17 protein-coding genes and 2 tRNA genes are annotated in these 20,918 nt (G+C 67.3%); 11 read left to right on the forward strand and 8 right to left on the reverse strand.

Going from position 1 to position 20,918, the window contains the following annotated elements; translation table 11 throughout:
• Position 1: 1 nt before the first annotated feature.
• Complete coding sequence (locus tag M3B11_RS04815; RefSeq protein WP_259875621.1) at positions 2-1,639, reverse strand: thiamine pyrophosphate-dependent enzyme; 1,638 nt, start codon at positions 1,637-1,639, stop codon at positions 2-4.
• Between the two features lie 218 nt (positions 1,640-1,857).
• On the opposite strand from M3B11_RS04815, the gene M3B11_RS04820 reads away from it, so the two are divergent.
• The 5 genes from M3B11_RS04820 (at position 1,858) to M3B11_RS04840 (ending at position 5,815) form a co-directional block, all read left to right on the forward strand.
• Positions 1,858-2,409, forward strand: a complete 552-nt coding sequence (locus M3B11_RS04820; protein ID WP_259875622.1) for a hypothetical protein — start codon at positions 1,858-1,860, stop codon at positions 2,407-2,409.
• Between the two features lie 83 nt (positions 2,410-2,492).
• Entirely contained in the window at positions 2,493-2,819 is a 327-nt protein-coding gene (locus tag M3B11_RS04825; RefSeq protein ID WP_259875623.1) for a hypothetical protein, read from the forward strand.
• A complete protein-coding gene (locus tag M3B11_RS04830) occupies positions 2,806-3,837 on the forward strand; it encodes a transporter substrate-binding domain-containing protein (RefSeq protein ID WP_259875624.1) in 1,032 nt (343 codons plus the stop codon). The genes M3B11_RS04825 and M3B11_RS04830 overlap by 14 nt, the downstream gene beginning before the upstream one ends.
• 39 nt (positions 3,838-3,876) lie before the next feature.
• Entirely contained in the window at positions 3,877-5,460 is a 1,584-nt protein-coding gene (locus tag M3B11_RS04835; protein WP_259875625.1) for an amidohydrolase, read from the forward strand.
• Between the two features lie 34 nt (positions 5,461-5,494).
• Positions 5,495-5,815, forward strand: coding sequence for a GNAT family N-acetyltransferase (locus tag M3B11_RS04840; RefSeq protein ID WP_259875626.1), 321 nt, complete (start codon positions 5,495-5,497; stop codon positions 5,813-5,815).
• 72 nt (positions 5,816-5,887) lie between these two features.
• Here the strand turns inward: M3B11_RS04840 and M3B11_RS04845 are convergent.
• Positions 5,888-5,963, reverse strand: a tRNA-Asn gene (locus tag M3B11_RS04845).
• 255 nt (positions 5,964-6,218) lie between these two features.
• Here M3B11_RS04845 and M3B11_RS04850 point away from each other — a divergent pair.
• Together M3B11_RS04850 and M3B11_RS04855 are read left to right on the forward strand one after the other, a co-directional pair.
• A complete protein-coding gene (locus tag M3B11_RS04850) occupies positions 6,219-7,130 on the forward strand; it encodes a DMT family transporter (protein WP_259875627.1) in 912 nt (303 codons plus the stop codon).
• A complete protein-coding gene (locus tag M3B11_RS04855) occupies positions 7,127-8,335 on the forward strand; it encodes a glycosyltransferase (RefSeq protein ID WP_259875628.1) in 1,209 nt (402 codons plus the stop codon). Before M3B11_RS04850 ends, M3B11_RS04855 begins: the two co-directional genes overlap by 4 nt.
• Before the next feature lie 28 nt (positions 8,336-8,363).
• Here M3B11_RS04855 and gluQRS read toward each other — a convergent pair whose 3' ends face one another.
• Entirely contained in the window at positions 8,364-9,401 is a 1,038-nt protein-coding gene (gene gluQRS, locus M3B11_RS04860) for a tRNA glutamyl-Q(34) synthetase GluQRS (protein ID WP_259875629.1), read from the reverse strand.
• 132 nt (positions 9,402-9,533) lie between these two features.
• Here gluQRS and M3B11_RS04865 point away from each other — a divergent pair, with 132 nt between their 5' ends.
• The 3 genes from M3B11_RS04865 to M3B11_RS04875 all read left to right on the forward strand — a co-directional run bounded on the left by M3B11_RS04865 (position 9,534) and on the right by M3B11_RS04875 (position 15,819).
• Complete coding sequence (locus M3B11_RS04865) at positions 9,534-10,973, forward strand: MFS transporter (protein WP_259875630.1); 1,440 nt, start codon at positions 9,534-9,536, stop codon at positions 10,971-10,973.
• Between the two features lie 152 nt (positions 10,974-11,125).
• The gene (locus tag M3B11_RS04870; protein WP_259875631.1) at positions 11,126-14,383 is read left to right on the forward strand and encodes a beta-phosphoglucomutase family hydrolase; all 3,258 of its coding nucleotides are present in this window, start codon (positions 11,126-11,128) and stop codon (positions 14,381-14,383) included.
• Positions 14,384-14,553: 170 nt separating this feature from the next.
• Complete coding sequence (locus M3B11_RS04875) at positions 14,554-15,819, forward strand: EAL domain-containing protein (RefSeq protein ID WP_259875632.1); 1,266 nt, start codon at positions 14,554-14,556, stop codon at positions 15,817-15,819.
• Between the two features lie 322 nt (positions 15,820-16,141).
• Here M3B11_RS04875 and M3B11_RS04880 read toward each other — a convergent pair.
• Positions 16,142-16,215, reverse strand: a tRNA-Ile gene (locus M3B11_RS04880).
• 175 nt (positions 16,216-16,390) lie between these two features.
• Between M3B11_RS04880 and M3B11_RS04885 the strand changes: the two genes are divergently transcribed.
• Positions 16,391-16,882 (forward strand): DUF3145 domain-containing protein, encoded by a 492-nt coding sequence (locus tag M3B11_RS04885; RefSeq protein ID WP_102160700.1) that lies wholly within the window; start codon positions 16,391-16,393, stop codon positions 16,880-16,882.
• Positions 16,883-17,131: 249 nt separating this feature from the next.
• Here M3B11_RS04885 and M3B11_RS04890 read toward each other — a convergent pair whose 3' ends face one another.
• The 4 genes from M3B11_RS04890 to M3B11_RS04905 all read right to left on the reverse strand — a co-directional run bounded on the left by M3B11_RS04890 (position 17,132) and on the right by M3B11_RS04905 (position 20,865).
• On the reverse strand, positions 17,132-18,373 hold the full coding sequence (locus M3B11_RS04890) for a beta-ketoacyl synthase (RefSeq protein ID WP_259875633.1): 1,242 nt from the start codon (positions 18,371-18,373) through the stop codon (positions 17,132-17,134).
• An 81-nt stretch (positions 18,374-18,454) separates the two neighbouring features.
• Complete coding sequence (locus tag M3B11_RS04895) at positions 18,455-18,706, reverse strand: acyl carrier protein (protein WP_102159882.1); 252 nt, start codon at positions 18,704-18,706, stop codon at positions 18,455-18,457.
• A 168-nt stretch (positions 18,707-18,874) separates the two neighbouring features.
• Positions 18,875-19,885: a beta-ketoacyl-ACP synthase III gene (locus M3B11_RS04900; protein WP_259875634.1), complete on the reverse strand. Its 1,011-nt coding sequence runs from the start codon at positions 19,883-19,885 to the stop codon at positions 18,875-18,877.
• 41 nt (positions 19,886-19,926) lie between these two features.
• Positions 19,927-20,865 carry an ACP S-malonyltransferase gene (locus M3B11_RS04905; RefSeq protein ID WP_259875635.1) on the reverse strand — a complete coding sequence of 313 codons (939 nt, stop codon included), beginning with the start codon at positions 20,863-20,865 and terminating at the stop codon, positions 19,927-19,929.
• Positions 20,866-20,918 lie beyond the last annotated feature (53 nt).

Raw genomic sequence — 20,918 nt, forward strand, 5'->3', positions numbered from 1 at the left:
TTCAGTAGGCCTTGACGCGCTGTTCGACGATGAGATGGATGAGGGCGAACTGACCGTTCTCGGTCGCCTTCAGCGCCTCATCGAGGGCACCGGGGATATCCTCGTCCTGTTCGACCCGGATACCGAATCCGCCGAAGGCCTGCGCGTAGAGCGCGAAGTCCGGATTCTCCAGCTGCGTGCCCGAGATCCGCTGTGGGTACGCCCGCTCCTGGTGGGTCCGGATCGTGCCGTACTCCTGGTTGTCCATCACGATGATGAGCGGGGTGGCGCCGTACTGCTTGGCGGTGGCGAGCTCCTGGGCGTTCATGAGGAACTCACCATCACCGGCGATCGAGATGACCTGCCGCTTCGGGTATTGCAGGCTCGCTGCCACCGCCGACGGCACCGAGTAGCCCATCGAGCCGTTGCGGGCCGAGATCATTGAGGCATAGCCGTTGGTCGGGAAGTACCGGTGCGCCCAGTTCGTGTGCTCACCGGCACCGAAGGTCACCATCGCATCCTCATCGAGACGCTTGACGAGATTGGCCATCATCGTCGCCATCTTCGCCTGCCCGTCACCGGGCTCAGCCGACGGCGGGGTGGAGAACTCGACCTGCTTGGCGCGCAGCTCGTTCGTCCACGTCCGCCACGAATCGCACACCGGCAGGTCCATGCGCACGAGGTCGCGGACGAACACATCGGGCTTGGCCACGATCTGGTGGGTCACCGGCCCTGAGCGCCCGCGCAGCGACGGGTCGATGGTGACGATGAAGTTCTTGCGCTCCCAATTCTGCCGGGCGGTGAACCCGTCGGTGATGACGTCACCGGGAACAGTGCCGACGAAGACGAGCAGATCCGAGCCGTCGAGCACCTCGTGGGTGTGCTGCGGGCGTCCATAGCCCAGCGGGCCGACATAGCTCGGGGAGCCGAACGGGACGGTGCCCTCACAGCGCCACTCGGCAGCTGCCGGCAGATTGTGCGCCTCCAGCCACTGGGTGAAGGTGTCGGCACCCTCACCGGTCCAGTCATTGCCGCCGAAGACGAACAGCGGCCGCTCAGCCTCCATGAGCGCGGACTTCAGCGCCTTCCAGTCCGTGACCGTCATGCCGCCCTGCGCGACGGGGATCTGCGGGTGGATGATCCCGTCGTTGGGCTGGGTGATGATGTCCTCGGGCAGGCCGACGACCACCGGGCCGGGACGCCCGGAGACCGCAGCGAACATCGCCTCGGCGACCACCTCGGAGGCCCGCTCCGGGTGGTCGAGGATCATGACGCGCTTGGCACCGGTGTCGAACCACGCCTTGGGGTCGAACTCCTGGAAAGCCTCCTTCTCCCGGTGCTCGAACGGGATGAGCCCGACGAAGAGCACCATCGCCGTCGAATCCTGCCAGGCGGTGTGCAGGCCCACGTGTGCGTTCGCTGCACCCGGGCCGCGGGTGACCATGGCGATGCCCGGCAGTTCGCCGAGCTTGCCGTCGGCCTCAGCCATATAGGCGGCCCCGCCCTCATGGCGGCACACGACGGTCTCGATCGGCGAGTCGTGCAGCCCATCGAGCACGTCGAGGAAACTCTCGCCGGGCACGACATAGACGCGCTTGACGCCATGGGCGGCCAATGACTTGACGATCACATGACCGGCGGAGATCTCGGAAGCTGGCATGCTGCTCACATCCTCTGTGTGACGTGGGGCTCTAGGTGGATTGGAGAAACTGTACCAAGCTGTCCGCAGGCCTGCCGCCTGTCTCACGGGCTAGTGACCGAGGTGCCGGACGGCCGCGTCCGAGGTGTGTCACGCTAGGCTGGCACCGGTGGCTTCCAGCCTTCCGGCAGCGGCCGGATCCCAGAGTCTGGGGCTGCCGCGTCGATGGGGGAGACGAGATGGCCCGGGCGAGGCGCACCGGCTGGACGCTCGCCGCTGCCGCAGCGGCAGCAGGCCCCTGGACGGATCCACGCGCCGCAGGCCGGGCCCACGATCAGCTCAAGCATCTGCTGCGGCCTGCCGGCCTGCACGCCCCGGCGGCCGCGAAGGTCATCGAGCTCACCGAGATCGACTCCTCCCGTCAGCGGGCCACCCTGGCGTGGGCGAGGCAGACGAACCCGCGTTCGCGCACCCAGGTTCCGGACTGGTCCTACACCTCGGAAGTCGATGTGGCGCACCGGTCGCATCGAGGCGGCAGACGAGCACGCCTTCGTCCCGGTCATCCTGATCCTCCCGATGCCGAGGTGCTGGCCGCGCTCGGCATCGAGCGCGTCGACCTGGGCATTCCGGCACAGCGGACCCGGGGGCGATCGGACAGCGCGGCGGATTCGTCGACGTCGGCATTGTCGACCCCGCCGGTCCAAGCACCGGTGACGACCCGGCACCTGCTGGTGCGGTCCTCACCGAGGTGCTCACCAGCAGCTGACCGCGCTCCCGCGCTCGTCTCATGACAGTGACCGGGCTCCCGCACGCGCCACACGACAGGGCGTGTTGACGCACCGGCAGCAGGCGGTCAAGCCGCTAGGCTGAAGTCATGTCGAACTGTGTCATCGTCGTCTACACACCCATCGAATCTGCCGATGCCGTGCGCGCCGCACTGGCTGCAGGCGGGGCCGGGGCCATCGGCGATTACACCGGCTGCTCCTTCTCCAGTCGCGGCACCGGCCGCTTCACCCCGGGCGCTGGCGCCAACCCGGCGATCGGCGACATCGGCACTTGTGAAGAAGTCGCCGAAGAGCGCATTGAAGTCATCTGCCCAGCCGAGCTCACCGCCACCGCACTCGACGCGATGCTCGCCGCCCACCCGTACGAGGAGCCGGCCTACCACGTGATCCCGGTGATGACGCGTGCCGACTTCTGATACCGGAGCACGCTGCAGGCTCTCCACCGCAGCCGCCCTCGCAGGAATCGCACTGCTCGCCGCCGGCTGCGGGATCACCGATGAGGCCGACAGCAGTGCTGAACCCGCCCACGACTACACCGTCGACTCCAACGCCGCCGTCAAGGACAGCCCGATCTGGACGGATGCCAGCGACGCGGCGATGCTGCGCATCGGGGTGCCCTTCGACCAACCGGGGCTGGGATATCTCTCCGCAGGGAAGACTGTGCCGGCCGGGTTCCACGCCGAGATCGGCAGCCTCATCGCTGGGCGCCTCGGCTTCGCCTCCCACCAGATCACATGGGTCGATGCATCCGCGGACACGGCTTCCCTGCTCGCAGGCGAGGAACCAGCCGCTGACCTCCTTATCGACACCGACGGCCAGCCCATCGAGGGACTCGACCCGGCACCCGGACCGGCCGCCGCCGCCTCGGCGACGGAGGCCACCGAGTCCGCCGGTGAGGCAGGCGAAACCGCCGAGGGCACTGCCATAGGCGACACGGGCACCGGCGACTCTGCCACTGGCGCCCACGCAATCCCAGCCGATCTGGCCGGGCCCTACCACCTCGGCGGCCAGGGTCTGCTGAGCCCGGCAGCATCGGATCTCCAGGAGTTCAGCGAGCTGACCGGCCAGCAGGTCTGCGCACTGCCCGACTCAACCGGCAAGCAGGCGATCGAGGACCAGACCACCGCTGCGGTCGTCGAACGCGAATCGCTGACCGACTGCGCCGCCGCACTGACAGCCGGCGACGTCGACGCCGTCGTCGGACCCGACCTCGACCTGCAGGCACTCGCCGCGCAGGACCCGCAGGCGCTGACGCTGAGCGAGGACCGGCTGCGCCCGGCCGGATACTGGATCCGGATGCGCACCGAGGACCCCGCCCTGGCAGAGGCGATCGCCGAAGGGATCGCCGCTGCGGCCGACGACGGCGAATGGGCCCACGCCGTCGAGGCAGCCTTCGGCAGCGACGTCGAGATGACCCCACCCCCGAGGCCGTGACCACGCCCGGCGCAGGCAACCCTGCATTAGGGTTGGAGCATGAGCCAGATCACGCTGCGCAATGCGCGCCTGCTAGCCGAGGACCACTTCACCGCACCGACCACGCTGCACATCAGCAACGGCCGGATCACCGCCAGCGGCGACGATGCCGCAGATGCACATGCTGGTGAGGTCATCGATGTCGACGGCCAGTGCGTCATGCCCGGGTTCATCGAAAGCCATGGGCACCCGAGCATGTACGACCGGACCCTCCTGCAGGTCGATGTGCGCCCCGATGTCGTCGACAGCATCGCCGACATCCAGAAAGCCATCCGCGAGGTCGCGAACGGCACTGAGCCCGGCGGGTGGATCCGCGGAGCCGGCTGGGATGAGACATACCTCGAAGACGACCGGGTGCCCACCCGCGCGGACCTCGACGCCGCGGCACCGGACCATCCGGTTGTGCTCACCCGCACCTGCCGGCACATGCTGCTGGTGAATTCGAAGGCACTCGACGTCTGCGGCGTCGACGAAGACACCCCGGACCCGGTCGGCGGCCGGCTGGTCAGGGACGGCAGCGGCCGGCTGACCGGGTTGTGCCAGGAGAAGGCGATGGATCTCATCACCGTCCCCGACTACGCCCCCGATGAGCTCTCCGGCGGGTTCGCCCGCGCCCAGCAGCAGTTCCTCGACTGGGGCATCACCACCGTCCACGACATGTCCACCAGCCGCACCGACCTGCGCCTGTACACCGAACTCGCCGCCAGCCGGCAGCTGAGCATTCGACTGCGCCCGTGGCTGTGGGCCCTGACCCAGATGGGCTACGACGGCATTCTCGACGCAGCACTGGCCGCCGGTGTCACCAGCGGGCTCGGCGACGACTGGATGCGCATCCAGGGCGCGAAGTTCGTCCTCGACGGGGGAGTGGGCGGCAAGACCGCTGCCCTGTGCTGCCCGTACGAGCACAGCGACGAGACCGGGATCCTCTACATCGACGATACGACCCTCACCAGGCATCTGCGTGCGGCGGTCGCCGGCGGGCTGCGGCTGGCCATCCACAGCATCGGCGATGCCGCCATCGCGCAGGCTCGCCGTGCCCTCACGAACATCGGCGACGATGAGGCGGTGCGCACCCGCCGCACCCGCATCGAGCACTGCACCCTGCCGTCTGCGGAGGATCTCGACTTCCTCGCTGAGTGGAACATCATCGCCTGCTCATCCGTCGGCTTCATCTACCACCTCGGCGACTCCTACCTCAAGGTGCTCGGGCGCGACCGGATGCCGCGGGTCTATCCGCACCGATCCTTCATCGACCGCGGCATCATCGCGCCGGGCAACTCCGACGTCCCGGTCACCAACGGCAACCCGTGGGAGGGCATCTACGGGGCGGTGACCCGGACGACGAAGACCGGCCAGGTCCTCGATGCCGAGCAGGGCATTACGCTCGCCGAGGCGATCCGCGCCTATACCTCGGACGCGGCCTACACCTCCTTCGAAGAGGACACACTCGGCACGCTGGCCCCCGGCGCGCACGCCGACTTCCAGCTCTATGAGCGCGACCCCTTCGCCCTCGACCCGGCGGAGTGGCTTCACCTCGCACCCAGCGCGGTCTACGTCGCCGGCGAAAGACAGCCTCTGAGCTAGACTCATCACCACCGACCCCAGGAGGAGTTCCGCCATGGAAGACCCTGTTCTCGTCAGCAATCCCGTCGAGGTCGTCGACAACCTCTCACGCGACCGGTTCGAACTGTGGCTGTCCGGGCCGGAGCGGACCTTCGTCGGATTCCTCGGCTACACGATGCCCGAACCTGGGGTGTACGAGCTCCAGCACACTATCATCGACGAGGCCTTCGGTCGGCAGGGCTACGCGCGCACCCTCGTGACGAAGGTGCTTCAACAGCTGGCCGAGCGCGACGAGAGGATCATCCCGATGTGCTCATACGTCGCGCGCTACCTCGAGCGCTTCCCGCAGTACCGCGGACTCGTTGCCGCGCGGTGAGCCCGGACCGCATGAGCTCATCAGCGGCAGCCTGCAGGCACGAAAAAGCCCCGCTCGCACAGAGCGGGGCAGTGGCTCCCCCGGCTGGGCTCGAACCAGCGACCCTTCGATTAACAGTCGAATGCTCTGCCAACTGAGCTACGGAGGAATAGCGTCATCGTGATGATCACGCGAGAAACAACTCTAGCACCGGGGTCGCGCAGTTCTCAAATCACCCCAACGGTGACGTGCCTCACGCCCGATTGAGTCGATCCGCACCGGATCCCGGCACGCACTGCGTGGCTGAGTCCCGGATGCGAGGCGCCGCCGAGTCCCGGATGCGAGGCGCCGCCGAGTCCCGTATGTGAGGAACCGCCTGGCGCCGTGTGAGCCTCACCTGAGGGCCGCGGGCTACACTGGCCGGGTGACGACCCTACTGGCCATCAGCCTGGCGCTGTTCGCTGCGATCGCACTGGCGTACGCCGCGCTGCTGCAGCACAGCGGTGTCAACCAGCGAGAGGAGGACTCCACCCGCTTCCGGGTCCAAGAGTTCGCCCGCATCTTCACCAACCGCACCTGGCTGCTCGGTCTCATCGTCCTCATCCTCGGCAACGCCGCCAACATCATCGCCCTGGCCATCGCCCCGGTGATGGTCGTTCAGCCGATCGGCGCGGTCGCTCTCATCACCGCTGTCATCCTCGCCGTCGTCCACCGCGGCTTGGCGCTCACCCGCACGATCATCCTCGCCGTGGCCGCCTGCGGGCTCTCCCTTGCCGCCTTCGTCGCCGTGGCGGCGGTCATCGGCCGCTACGAGGTGCACTACGGGTCCAGCGCCCACCGCGTTGCCTGGATCGCGCTGGCGCTCGCGGTGATCTTCGGCGTCGTCATCCTCGTGCGCAACCACCCGCCGCAACTGCTGCTCATCACCGGCTCCGGCCTGCTGTTCGCCACCGTCGCAACGAACGTACACATCATCTCCAACCAGTTCTTCGACTCTGGGCTCGGCGGAATCACCTGGTTCAACGTCATCAGCCTCGCGCTGGCCGGGATCATCGGCTCGTGGTTCGTCCAGGCCGCCTATGCCGCCGGGCCACCGGAGATGGTCATCGCCGGCCTGACCGTCATCGACCCGATCTTCGCGGTGCTGCTCGGTTCGATAGTGCTCGGCGAAGCCATGGAGGCCTCCATCCTCCAGCTCGTGCTCATGGCCGTCACCGGGGCGATCGCATGCTGGGCGGTCATCGCGCTGTCCCGGTATCATCCAGACGTGGTGGCCAAGGAGCGCCAGCGCATGAACGACAAGTACGGCACCCACCCCGATGAGGACGATCGTTGACTGAGACCGAGCAGAGCACTGCCCCGGCTGACCGCACCACCCTGCGCATCTGCATCCCCACCGAGACCTACGCCCCCGAGGTCAACGGTGCCGCGACCTTCGCGCAGACCCTGGCCACCGGGCTGGTCGCCCGCGGCCACGAGGTGCACGTCATCTGCCCCTCGGCCACCGGCACACCGTCGACGGCGCGGGAGGACGGCGTGCTCGTCCACCGCATCCGCTCCCACCGCTGGTACCTGCACCCGACGTGGACGATCTGCATGCCCTGGGAGACCAAGCCCGAGGTGTCCCGCCTGCTCGACCTCATCCGCCCCGATGTCGTGCATGCGCAGGCGCACTTCGTCATCGGCCGCTATGCGCTCAGCGAATCCCGCAAGCGCGGCATCCCGGTGGTGGCGACGAACCACTTCATGCCCGACAACGTCCGGCCCTACCTCAATGCGCCCGAGAGGCTGCTGCGATACGGCAGCGCTGCCGCCTGGTGGGATCTACGGCGGTGCTTCGAGAAAGCCGACTATCTCACCGTGCCGACCCAGCTGTCTGCAGATCTGCTGACGGAGAACGGGTTCCGCAGCGCCATCCAAGCGGTGTCCTGCGGCATCGACCTGTCCCACTTCTTCACCGCTGATGACGTCGAGCAGTCGCACCCGACGGTGCTGTTCGTCGGGCGGCTGTCACTGGAGAAGAACATCGGCGACCTCATCGCAGCCCTCGCGCGCACCGACCCGAGCCTCAACCTGCACGCTGACATCATCGGCGCCGGATCTGAGACCGAGCCGCTGCGCGCCCTGGCCGCCGAGCTCGGTGTCGCCGACCGGGTGCGGCTGCGCGGCAAGGTCAGCGACGAGGAGCTCGTGCGCGCCTACCAGGATGCGACGTTCTTCTGCATGCCCAGCACCGCTGAGCTGCAGAGCATCGCGACTCTGGAGGCGATGGCCTCAGGCAAACCGGTCGTCCTCGCCGACGCGGTCGCGCTGCCGCATCTGTGCCGTCACGGGGAGAACGGCTATCTGTTCGAACCGCGCAGCGTCGACGCACTGACCGATGCCTTCACCCGGCTGCTGACGATGAGCGACGCGGACCGGCAGCAGATGGGACAGGCCTCCCGGGAACTCGTGTCCCGTCACGACGTGCGCCACACTCTTGACACCTTCGAAGCGATCTACCGGCAGGTGTTGGCCGAGGCTCAGCCGACAGTCGGCTGAACCCGGTCGGCCGGACGCCTGAACCCAGTCAGCCAGACGGCTGAACCCAGTCTTCCGGATCGAAGATCGCCGGCTGCCGCCTCAGGGCAGTCAGATCGAACTCCCCGCGCGCCTGCTCCAGGCCATCCCACGGGCCGAAGCCGAGCGAGCTGCCGAGCCAGGCGAAGAAGTCGAAACCGGTGCCGGCCAGATCACCGAGTGTCACGGCACCGTCGCGCTTGGCCAGGCGCTGCCCGCTGGGCCCGAGTACGAGCGGCACATGCACCCATTCGATCTCCGCACCCCCGGATCCTGTGCCGATGAGCTCCTGACAGACTCGGTCCAGCAGCCAGGCGAAGAACACCTGCCGCGGCGTCGAGGACGCCAGGTCATCGGCCCGCACCACCTGGTCGATGCCCATCGCCAGATCATCGACGACGACCGCCAGGTGGTAGGAATGGACGCCGTCACCGCGGCGCAGCACGAAGTCATCGATGAACCCGCGGACGTCACCGAGCAGCACATCGGCGACCACCACCTCGGGACCGGAGGCCCGCACCGGCACCTCCAGCAGCTGCGCAGCGGCCTGCGCATCCAACCGCAGCGCCGGCTGCCGGCCGTTCCCCGCCAGCCGGGTGCGCTCAGCCTCACGAACCGACGCTGTCAGATCCCGGCAGGTGCCCGGATAGGCACCTGGGGGAGTGTGCGGAGCAGAGGGCGCGGACTGGATGTCTCTGCGCGAGCAGTAGCACTCATAGACGAACCCGGCCGCAGCGAGCGCGTCGATGACGTCCCCGTAGAGCTCCGTGCGCTCTGACTGGACGACGAGCGGTCCATCGGGGGTGATGCCGAGTGCGGCGAAGTCGGCCAGCTGCTGTTCGGCAGCCCCGGCCTGGACCCGGTCGAGGTCTTCGATCCGCCAGCGGAAGTCCCGGCCCGTGGAGTGCGCGCACAGCCAGGCGAGCACCCCGGTGCGCAGATTTCCGATGTGCAACCGGCCGCTTGGGCTCGGGGCGTAGCGGCCGGCAGCCCGCGCGGCGACTGGTGCCCTCTCGGCAGGCGATGGAGATGGCGGGAAGCTGTCCATGCGCCCATCGTAACGAGACCAGCTCCACCGGCCGTGCGCAGCACCGACCGCGCAGTGTTGCCAGGCCACCGGCCGCGGTGTAGGAATGGAGAAATGGCAGACAAACGGCACGCGGAGGAACAGACTGGGTCAGTGCAGACCCCCGAGATGAGCGACGATCAGCGCCGCATCCTCCTCATCGCCCTTGTCCCGCTGTTCATGTCGCTGCTGTCGGTGTCGATCGTCAATGTCGTGCTGCCGGCCATCGGCAGCTCCCTCGACGCGTCGAACACCGCACTGCAATGGGTGCTCACCGGCTACACCCTGACCTTCGGCGTCGTCCTTGTGCCCGCCGGACGCGCGGGTGACCTTTTCGGTCGCGGCAGGCTCTTCATCGCCGGCCTCATCGTCTTCGGCACAGCCTCGCTGCTGGCCGGCTTCGCCCCGAACCCGCTCGTGCTCAACCTCGCCCGCCTGCTCATGGGTGTGGGTTCCGGCCTGCTGAACCCGCAGGTCGTCGGGCTCATCCAGCAGTACTTCTCCGGTGCTGCCCGGGGCAGGGCCTTCGGGCTGATGGGTTCGGCGATCGGCGTGTCCGTCGCCGTCGGGCCGGCACTCGGCGGGGTGCTCGTGCGGTTCTTCGGCGAGGACCTCGGCTGGCGGATGTCGTTCCTCATCAATGTGCCCTTCGTCATCCTCGCCGTGACGCTGGCGATGATCTTCTTCCCCCGCTCAGCATGGGAGCCCCCGGAGACCGCCACGGCGCCGGGTGCCAGGCCCGACCTCGACCTCGTCGGTGTGACGCTGCTGGGCCTGGGAACCCTCGGGGTGCTCGTGCCGCTGCTCGTCGGCGCAGCAGCCCTGCCCTACCTCTTCCTCGGGGTGCTCGGAATCGCGCTCATCATCGCCTGGGTCATCTGGGAGAACCGCTACAAGCGCCGCGGCCGCAGCCCGATGGTCGACATGGACCTGTTCCGCACCCGCACCTTCGCCAACGGCGCACTGCTCATCTCCCTGTACTTCTTCGGCACCACCAGCGTGTGGGTCGTCATCGCCGTCTACGCCCAGAACGGGCTGGGCTTCACCGCCCTGCAGGCCGGGCTCATCGGCCTGCCTGCTGCGATCTGCTCGGCGATCTCCTCGGCGATCGCCGGCCAGTACGTCATCCGCCTCGGCCGCCCTCTCGTCCTCGTCGGCATGGCACTGGCGATCTTCGGGCTGCTGGCCGGCGTCGGCGCCGTCATCATGCACGACACCGCTGGCTGGCCGTTCGCCCTCGTCGTCATCGCTGTGTCGTTCATCGGCATCGCTCAGGGCCTGGTCATCAGTCCCAACCAGACGCTGGCCCTCGTAGAGGTGCCGATCGCCTACGCCGGCGCCGCCGGCGGGGTATTGCAGACCGGGCAGCGGATGGGCACCGCCATGGGCCTGGCGGTGGTCACCTCGGTGTTCTTCGCCGTGCAGGCCGGTTGGGGCTGGACAGCCGCCTTCAGCGCAGCTTTCTCCGTCATCGCAGTCGTCGTCACCGCCTCGGCGGTGGTCGGCATCGTCGACTGGCGGCAGGGCCGGCAGGCGGCATCTGCGCGCAGCTGAGGCGCATGGTGCACGGCGAACTGCCCGGCGGGCCGCCACCGGACGTTCATCTGCCGGTGAGTGTCATGTCGCCGGGATCTCGCTAGGCTGGATGCAAGCCGGCGTCTTCGGTCGCTGTGCGCCGCACACCTTCGTCCAGCGAGCAGGAGACTATGAACACGATCGTCACAACCCCATGGTCAGCCGTCATCTTCGACATGGACGGCGTCGTCACCGACACGGCGTCTCTGCATGCAATCGCCTGGAAGCGGCTGTTCGACGACGTGCTCGCCAGTCCCGAGGTCACCAGCGGCGACCTGCCGCTGGGCCACCACATCGACACCACGCCCTTCGACGGGGTCGAGGACTACCGCCGCTACGTCGACGGCCGCCCGCGTGAAGACGGCGTGCGCACCTTCCTCAACGCCCGCAACATCTTCCTGCCCGAGGGCGATGACGGCGATCCGTCCTCGGCGCACACCATCCACGGCCTGGCCCGGCGCAAGAACGACTACTTCTCCGTGCTGCTCGAACGCGAGGGCATCGAAGTGTTCTCCGGCACCGTCAAGCTCATCGAGCGGCTGCGCCGGGGCGGCACCCCGATCGGGCTGGTGACCGCCAGCCGCAACGCCCCGCAGCTTTTGGAGACCGCCGGCATCGCCGACCTCTTCGACGTCGTCATCGACGGTCAGGTCGCCCGCGACCGCGGCCTGCCTGGCAAGCCCGCCCCTGACACCTTCATCGCTGCCGCCGAACTGCTCGGCTTCCCACCGCGGGACTGCGCGGTGCTCGAAGACGCCGTCTCCGGTGTCCAGGCCGCCCGCACTGGTGAGTTCGGCCTCGTCGTCGGCATCGCCCGCGACCGCAACCGCGCCGATCTGGAGGCAGCCGGGGCCGATGTGGTCGTCACCGACGCCAATGAGCTCGACCTGGGCATCGTGCCCCAGGATCCCTGGGAGCTGAGCTTCGCCGGCTTCGAGCCTGAGCATGAGGGCCGCCGGGAGGCGCTGACGACGCTGGCGAACGGGTACATGTCGCTGCGCGGAGCCGCTCCCGAGGCGCCGGCTGGGCACTCCCATTACCCCGGTTCGTACATGGCTGGGATCTTCAACCGGCTGTGGAGCCATGTCAACGGCCGGGACCTGGAGCACGAGTCGCTGGTCAATCTGCCGAACTGGAACGTCTGCGACATCCGGTTCGCCGACGGGGACTGGTTCTCAGCCGGCGGGTTGGCGATCGTCAGCGGTCAGCGCACCCTGTCGTTCGCCAACGGTGTGCTCACCCGCGAATTGGCGCTGACCGACGCGCAGGAGCGCGAGCTCATCATCCGCCAGCAGCGGCTCGTCTCGATGGACCGCAAGCATCTCGCAGCGACGCTCACGCAGATCACGCCGGTCAACACCGCCGATCCGATCGTCGTGCGCACCGGTATCGACATGAACGTCATCAACGACAACGTCCGGGAGTACGATGCGCTGTCGAAGAAGCATCTGATGACGACCTTCCAGCAGTTCGCCGCCGACGGCACGCTGCTGGCCGAAGTCGAGACGAGCCAGAGCAAGCTGCGCATCGCCATCGCCCAGCGCACGCAGATCCATATCGGAGAGCACGCCGTCCGGCAGACCGATGAGGAGGCGGGTGTGAAGGTGCATTCGGTTGAGTATCCCGCCGGCATCTTCACCGATGCCACGATCGACATGCGGCAGGGGGCCACCGTCGGCATCGACACGACGACCGCTCTGGTCAACTCCCGAGACGATGCGCTCACCTCCGTTCGCGAAGGCGCAGTGGATGAGCTCAACTGGCTGCCGGAGATCGGCTACGAGAACCTGCTGCCCGGGCACACCGCTGCTCTGCAGCGGCTCTGGGAGCGCTTCGACGTCGAGGTCGAAGCCGACTCCAACACCCAGCTGCTGCTGCACCTGCACACCTTTCACCTGCTGCAGTCACTGTCTCCGCACACGGTTTTCGCCGACACCGGCACCCCGGCCCGCGGCCTGCACGGAGAAGGGTATCGCGGCCACATCTTCTGGGATGAGCTCTTCGTGCTGCCGCTGGTGAACCTGCGGCTGCCCGAGATCTCGAAATCGCTGCTGCTCTACCGCTGGCGCCGGCTCAACGCAGCCCGCCACCTCGCCCGCGAAGCCGGGCTCGAAGGAGCGCTGTTTCCGTGGCAGTCGGGTTCGGACGGCCGTGAGGAGACCCCGGTCGAGCTGTTCAACCGGCGGGCTGGACGCTGGATGCCGGACCACTCCTGGCGGCAGAAGCATGTCGGCCTAGCGATCGCCTACAACGCATGGCAGCATTACCGCGCCACGGAGGACGTCGGCTGGCTGGCCGAGCAGGGCGGCGAGCTCGTCATCGAGATCACCCGGCTGTTCGCCTCATTGGCCACGTATGACGCCGAGACCGACCGCTTCCACATCAACGACGTCATGGGCCCTGATGAGTTCCACGACGGCTATCCCGGCACGCCCGGCTCAGGGCTGCGCGACAATGCCTACACCAATATCATGACCGCCTGGGTGTGTCGCCACGCGGTCGAGATCTTCCGGCTGCTGCCCTCCTATGCCGCCGAGGACCTCATCTTCCGGCTCAACATCCAGCCGGCCGAGATCACTCTGTGGGGCCGGCTCGCCGCCCGCCTGGCGGTGCCGTTCAACGCCGACGGCATCATCAGCCAGTTCGACGGCTACGACGACCTGGAAGAGCTCGACTGGGCCGCCTACCGCAAGAAGTACGGCAACATCGGGCGGATGGATCTCATCATGGAGGCCGAGGGAGACTCGACGAACAACTACAAGCTGTCAAAGCAGGCCGATGTCACGATGCTCATCTACCTGCTCGGCGTCAACGGCCTCATCCGCGAACTCGGCCGGATGGGCTACCGGTACACGATGAGCCAGGTCGAGCAGACCGTCGACTACTACACTGCCCGGTCGACGAACGGCTCCAGCCTGTCCAATGTCGTCAACGCCGCCGTGCTGGCCGCGATCGGCCGGCCCGAAGCCTGGGACGTGTGGCAGGAATCGCTGGTCATCGACCTGCACGACACCCAATGGGGCACCACCCAGGAGGGCATCCACCTCGGCGCGATGGCCGGCACCGTCGATGTCGTCGTGCGCGCCTTCGTCGGCGTGCTCATCCGCTACGACCGCATCGAGTTCCGCCCCCGCCTGCCGGAGAAGCTCACCGGCGTGCGCTTCAGGGTGCTGTTCCAGGGCCAGGTCATCGACGTGCGCTGCTCGGCGCGCGAACTCGTCCTCACCAGCCGCTCGCACGAAACCTCGAAGGTCAAAGTCCGTGTGTGGGACGACGAGCGCCTCCTCGACGGGGGAGAGACGCTGCACTTCAGCCTGCCCGAACACCACCACGAGGCCGTCGCCATGACCGGTGCGATCGAGATCGTCGGCGAGGATCCGAAGAGCTGAGCGTTCCGCTCCCGAGGCGGTGGGCGCCTTTCTGCAGGGGTGCAGATATCGATTTCCGGCTGTCGTGTATCAGTCTTGTCATAAATGACTTTCTGCCGTGATCGGTGTCCGCCGCGTGTGAGAAACTGAAAGCGCTCTACAGGACTCAGCTGCCAACGGAAGGACATCTCGTGCTGTCGACACCCGCCGATGTATCGGCGTCGGGCGAGATCGAAGGACTGATCCGGCATGGCCTCGTCAACAGCTACTTCGCACCGGTCGCAGAGGCGTCGAGTTTTGAGACCGTCGGCTACACAGTGCTTCCAGCCCGGGCGGATGGGGACGCTGGGAACGACCGCGACCGCATCGATGAGTTCGCAGCCCTGCGTGCTGATGTGCGCACCTGCGGCATGATCGGCGACTTCGATTCCTCCCTGCGCTCGATCGCCCTTCGCGATGCCGCCTCTGCCGGGCTGGGCGCCTCCACCCGGCTGTTCCTCGGGGCTGAACCCGAGTCGCTTGTCACCCTCGAAGACCGCACGGACGAACCAGCGCGCTCGGTCATCCTGCAGCTCGACCCCGACCGGATCGCCGGGGCGCCGGCCACCGTGCTGCGCTCGGTGCGCCAGGCCCGCCAGCTCGGCTGGGGCATCGGCATGAAGTCGATCGGCCCCGATCTGCGCACGGCCGCCTTCCTGCCGCTGGTCAACCCCTCGGTCGTAAGCCTGCATCGGGATGTGCTGCATATGGAGGACCGCGGCGAACTCGCCGAGCTCATCCGCCTGCTGCACGCTCACGTCGAACGCACCGACGCCGTCGTCATCGCTGAGGGAGTGGCGACTGAGGCGGATATGCGCCGGGTGCGTGCGATCGGCGCCCGCTATGTCACCGGCCCGCTCATCGGTGCGCCGACCCGGGCGCCCAGCCCTGTCGACAAGCTCTACGACGACCCGCTCGTCGACCACTTCACCCGCAACCGGCTGGTGCAGGGCACCCCATTCTCCATCTGCCAGAGCCTCAAGCACGACCCACTCATCATGGACGAGGCGCTCGTGGGCTCCGAACTCGAATCGCTCCAGCGCCGCGCGCTCAATGGTTCGAGCTCGATCGTCATCATCGGCATCTACGGCGAGCAGGAAGACGTGTGGGAGGACACCGCCGAGCGGTTCGCATCCATCCAGCAGGTCTGCGGGTTCTCCGCGATGCTCTCCGGCGGCTTCGATGTCGCACCGGTGCCCGGTGTGCGCAGCGGTCGCATCGACCACTCCGACCCGCTGCGCAACGAATACGGGCTCATCGTCGTCGGACCGGACTGGTCGGGCATGGTGACTGCTTCTCGGAAGAACGACCCGGGGCCCGAGGGGCGCGTCGAGTTCGATGTTTATATCACCACCGACCGCTACGCCTGCGTCGACGCCGCCCGGGCGGTCCTCACCCGAGTCAACTCAGAACGCTGAGCGCATCCGGGATCGGATCATGCGGTGCCGACGAGGGACCGAGCCGCTCCTCTTCCGGCCGGGTGTCCTCCTGGGGTTTTCGGACAGCGGGGTCGTCGCTGGAGCGAAGACGCGGCGGGCCTCGCCTCCGCGACCGGCAAGATGCGCGGGTGACCCGCCTGCACTGATGTGCAGGCGATGTTGAGAGAGATGGCCTGCATCACTTCTGCACCAACTGCAGAAGAGCCAGCCCGAGTTGTCGCTTTGGGAATCCGTTCTCTCGCCAGATGCGCCTGCTCCTGCGGTCACGTATGCGTGATCGGAGCTGATGACTGTCCGATTGTGCCCCCAGTCGGACTTGAACCGACGACCAAAGAATTATGAGTTCTCTGCTCTAACCAGCTGAGCTATGGGGGCCAGCGTCGCCTGCGTGAACACCAGCAGGCCGAGGCCAGCAATAGATTAACAGAGAACGGACGCCACCTGGACGAATGTCTTTTGACCAGGGACGGCGATCGTCTATGCTGGTGCCATCCTCCTGTTCGGATCGTAGGGGAAGACGTATCCGAAAGCTCAGGAGGCAGAAATGGATATGACTCAGGGCGTACTCTTCGTCCACTCAGCACCTCGTGCGCTGTGCCCTCACATCGAATGGGCCGCGGGCGGGGCAATCGGCGCGCAGGCGGCCTTCGATTGGTCGCCGCAGCCGGCCGCACCCGGCACGTTCCGTGCCGAGATCTGCTGGCGTGCCCCGGCAGGCTCCGGTGCGCGCATCGCCTCAGCGCTGCGCGGCTGGGAAGGCGTGCGCTACGAGGTGACCGAGGAGCCCTCTCCGGGCGCCGATGGCGGTCGCTGGAGCCACACACCGCGCTTGGGCATCTACCATGCCGTGACCGACGTGCACGGCAACATCATGGTCTCCGAAGACATCATCCGCTCTGTCATGGAGCGCGCAGCCGGCAATCCCGAGAAGCTTGAATCGCTCATGCAGCGCGCCCTGGGTGAAGCATGGGACAACGAGCTCGAAGCCTTCCGCTACGCCGGCGACGGCGCTCCGGTGCGCTGGCTGACCACCGCAGTCTGACTCACTGACAAGCGCTGGCATCGCGGCAGCTGTTGCGGGGCACACCTGGCCTTTCGGTGTCTTCCTCCTGCCCGCAGGCCGCCTCAGCGATGCCGGCCTCTTGGCTCACACGCTCGGCTCCCAGCTCGCACGCTCGGGCTCCTGGCTTACGCGTTGGGTTCGAGCCGGAACACAGACGCATCAGGGCCTGCAGTCGCAGATGACTGCAGGCCCTGAGCCGCGCCCAACCGGAAACCGGTTGCGCTCCGGTCAGACGGTTTTGATGACGCACACGGCGTTGTGGCCGCCGAATCCGAAGGAGTTCGTCAGCGCAGCGAAGTCTCCGCTGGGCAGATCCGCCGGGGTGTCGCGAACGACGTTGAGCTTGATCTCCGGGTCGAGGTTCTCGATGTTGATCGTCGGCGGGGCGACACGGTGGTGAGTTGCCAGCACAGCGAGGATCGCTTCAACTGCGCCAGCACCGCCGAGCAGGTGCCCGGTCATGGACTTCGTCGCAGAGACGAGCGCCTCGGAGACGTTTTCACCCAGCAGCGCGTTGACCGCCAGGGATTCGGGCACGTCACCGACCGGGGTCGAGGTGGCGTGGGCGTTGATGTGCTTGATGTCAGCGACGTCGATGCCGGCGTTGTCGACGGCATGCTGCATCGCGTGCAGCGCGTACTTGCCCTCCGGCTCGTTTGCGGTGATGTGGTGCGAATCGTTCGACACGCCCCATCCGGCGATCTCAGCGTAGATCTTGGCGCCGCGGGCCTTGGCGTGCTCTTCGGTTTCGAGCACGAGCGCGCCGGCTCCCTCGCCCATGACGAATCCGTCGCGATCGACGTCGTAGGGGCGTGAAGCCGTCTCCGGGGAGTCATTGCGGCGTGAGAGCGCCTGCATGGAGGAGAACGCGGACATGGTGATCGGGTGCACGGCGGACTCCGAACCGCCGGCGATGACGACGTCGGCCTTGCCGGAGCGGATGACGTCGAGTGCCTGGCCGAGGCTTTCGGTCGAGGATGCACACGCGGAGACGACGGTCTGCACGGCAGCACGGGCCTTGAGGTCCATGCCGATGGCGGCAGCCGGTGCGTTCGGCATGAGCATCGGCACCGTCAGCGGCATGACGCGGCGGGAGCCCTCTTCGCGCAGGGTGTCCCAGGCGTTGAGCAGCGTCCAGACGCCGCCGATGCCGGTGGCCCAGGAGACTGCGAGCCGCTCCGGGTCGGTCTCGGGGGTCTGTGCGTCCTCCCACGCCTCGCGGGCGGCGATGAGAGCGTACTGGCTGGAGGGGTCGAGTCGCTTGGCCTGCACGCGTTTGAGGCGCTCGTCGACGACGCTGCGGTCGACGGTGGCGGCGAAGCTGACAGGAATGCCATAGTCCTCTGACCAGCTGTTGTCGAGAGTATGGGCGCCCGAGGTTCCCTTGAGCGCTGCCTGCCAGGTGGCTTCGGCGGTCGTGCCGATGGGTGTGACGGCACCGATGCCGGTGACGACAACTGTGGAAGTCATGTGATCAACCTCGTCGAATCGGTTGGGGTCCATCACGGGGCGGTGAGACCGCACGGGCCGGCCGCCCCGTGACCGGAATTCTTAGGCCTGCTGTGCTTTGACGATGTAGTCGACAGCGTCCTGCACGGTGACGAGATCCTTGACATCGTCATCCGGGATCTTCACGCCGAACTTCTTCTCAGCGTTGACGACGATCGTCATCATCGAGATCGAGTCGATGTCGAGATCATCGGTGAAGGACTTGCTCGGCTCGACAGCTTCGGTGGCCAGGCCGGTCTCTTCGTTCACGATGTCAGCGAGTCCTGCGAGGACTTCAGCTTCGCTATGTGCCATATCTTCCTTCTTTCTCAATGCTTCCCGGCCAGCTTCACCGGCCGGCTTGTGGAACGTGATTCGACGAGTTGTCCCGTCAGAATCCTACGTCATGCTCGCTGCGCATATGCAAGGAGCGGGGTGCCACGGCAGGCCGTGGCGGGTGCGCCGTCATCCCAGCCGGGGTGTTCACGGCAGCGTGACGACCTGCGCCCCGTAGACGAGCCCGGCGCCGAAGCCGATCTGCAGCGACAGCCCACCGGAGAGCTCCGGATGCTCGCGCAGCAGCCGTTCGGTGGCCAGCGGAATCGACGCCGAGGACGTGTTGCCGTTGTCGGCGATGTCGCGGCCGATGACGACGGAGTCGGGCAGCTTCAGCTGCTTGGCGAGCTCGTCGATGATGCGCATATTCGCCTGATGAGGCACGAAGGCCGCCAAGTCGCCGGCTTCGACACCAGCGGCGTCGAGGGCCTCCTTGGCGACTTCGGCCATCTCCCACACGGCCCAGCGGAACACGCTGGGCCCGTCCTGGCGCAGCGTGGGCCAGGTGGCGCCTGCGGGGTTCTTCTTCAGATCGAGCAGCGAGTTGGTCATGTGGATGGTGTCCCAGTTCTCACCCTTCGAGCCCCACACACTCTGTCCGATGCCCGGCGTGTCGCTGGCGGAGACGACGACGGCGCCAGCGCCGTCGGCGAGGATGAAGGAGATCGACCGGTCGGTAGGGTCGATCCAGTCGGAGAGCTTCTCCGCGCCGATGACGAGCACGTTGTCCATGACGCCGGACCGCACCAGTCCGTCGGCCTGCGCGATGGCGTAGCAGTAGCCAGCGCAGGCAGCTGAGATGTCCCAGGCGGGAATCGGGCCGGTGCCCAGCCGGTCGGTCAGCATCGCTGCCACGGACGGCGTCGGGTGGGCGAAGGTGACGGTGGCGATGATGATGCCGCCGATGTCGGTGGGCTTGAGACCGGCGTTGGCGATCGCCTCCTGTGCGGCCTCCTCGCTCATCTCGGCGACGCCGACGTCTTCGCTGGCGTAGCGGCGGGTGATGATCCCGGTGCGCTGGCGGATCCACTCATCGGAGGAGTCGATCGGCTCGACGATGTCGTCATTGCGCACTGTGATCTCACCGCGGTAGCCGCCGATGCCGGTGATGGTGGAGTACCGGCCGGCCGGCGTGGTCTGCAGTGTCGGTGCTGTCATAGAAAACCTCTTCTCTGTCTACAGCTGCGTGTGCGGCCGCTTCAGGATTCTGCAGGGGCCTTGGCGGCGTGGGCCTGGACGAAGGCGCGGGCGTCATCGAGATCGGCAGCCGACTTCAGTGCGAAGGTCTCGACTCCGCGCATCGCTCGCTTGGCCAGCCCGGTGAGCGTGCCGCCGGGCACGAGTTCGACCAGGCCGGTGACGCCCATGTCGAGCAGCTGCTTCTGGCACAGATCCCAGCGCACCGGATTCGTCACCTGCTTGACAAGCAGGTCGAGGTACGCAGAACCGGACTCGACCGGTTCGCCGGTGGCGTTGGTCAGGATCGCCAGCTGCGGGTCCTGGGCTTCCAGGTTCGAGGCCAGGGTGGCCAGGGGGGCCTGGGCCGATCCCATGTAGGAGGTGTGGAATGCGCCTGCGACTTTGAGTGGGATGACGCGGGCGCGCTCGGGCGGGTTCTCGGCGAGCTTCTCGATGTTCTCGACTGCGCCAGCGGCGACGGTCTGTCCCGCGCCGTTGACGTTGGCAGGGGACAGGCCGGCGGATTCGATGGCGGCAAGCACATCGTCCGGCTCCCCGCCGACGACCGCGGCCATCCCGGTGGGCGCGGCGGCGGAGGCCGCAGCCATGCCGGTCGCACGCGTCATGACGAACTTCATCGCTGCGGCGTCGTCGAGCACGCCGGCGATATTCGCGGCGCCGATCTCACCGACGGAGTGACCTGCGACGACATCTGGGGAGACGTCGAGGTCGGAGAAGAGCTCCCGGTAGGCGGCGATCGCCGAGGCGACGAGCAGCGGCTGGGCGATATCGGTGCTCTTGATCGTCTCGTCATCGGACTCTGTGCCGTGGGTGCGCAGGTCGAGGTCCGCGGCGGCGGAGAGCGCATCGAGTGTTGCGGCGAATGCCGGGCGATCGAGCCAGGAGGAGAGGAATCCGGGCTTCTGGGCGCCCTGGCCCGGGCAGGCGATAACTAGCACTGGAGTAGCTTCCAATCAGTCGAGGTCGTATTTCAACTTACGTCAATGTGGAG

This window comes from Brevibacterium sp. p3-SID960, assembly GCF_025144725.1.
Lineage (GTDB): Bacteria > Actinomycetota > Actinomycetes > Actinomycetales > Brevibacteriaceae > Brevibacterium.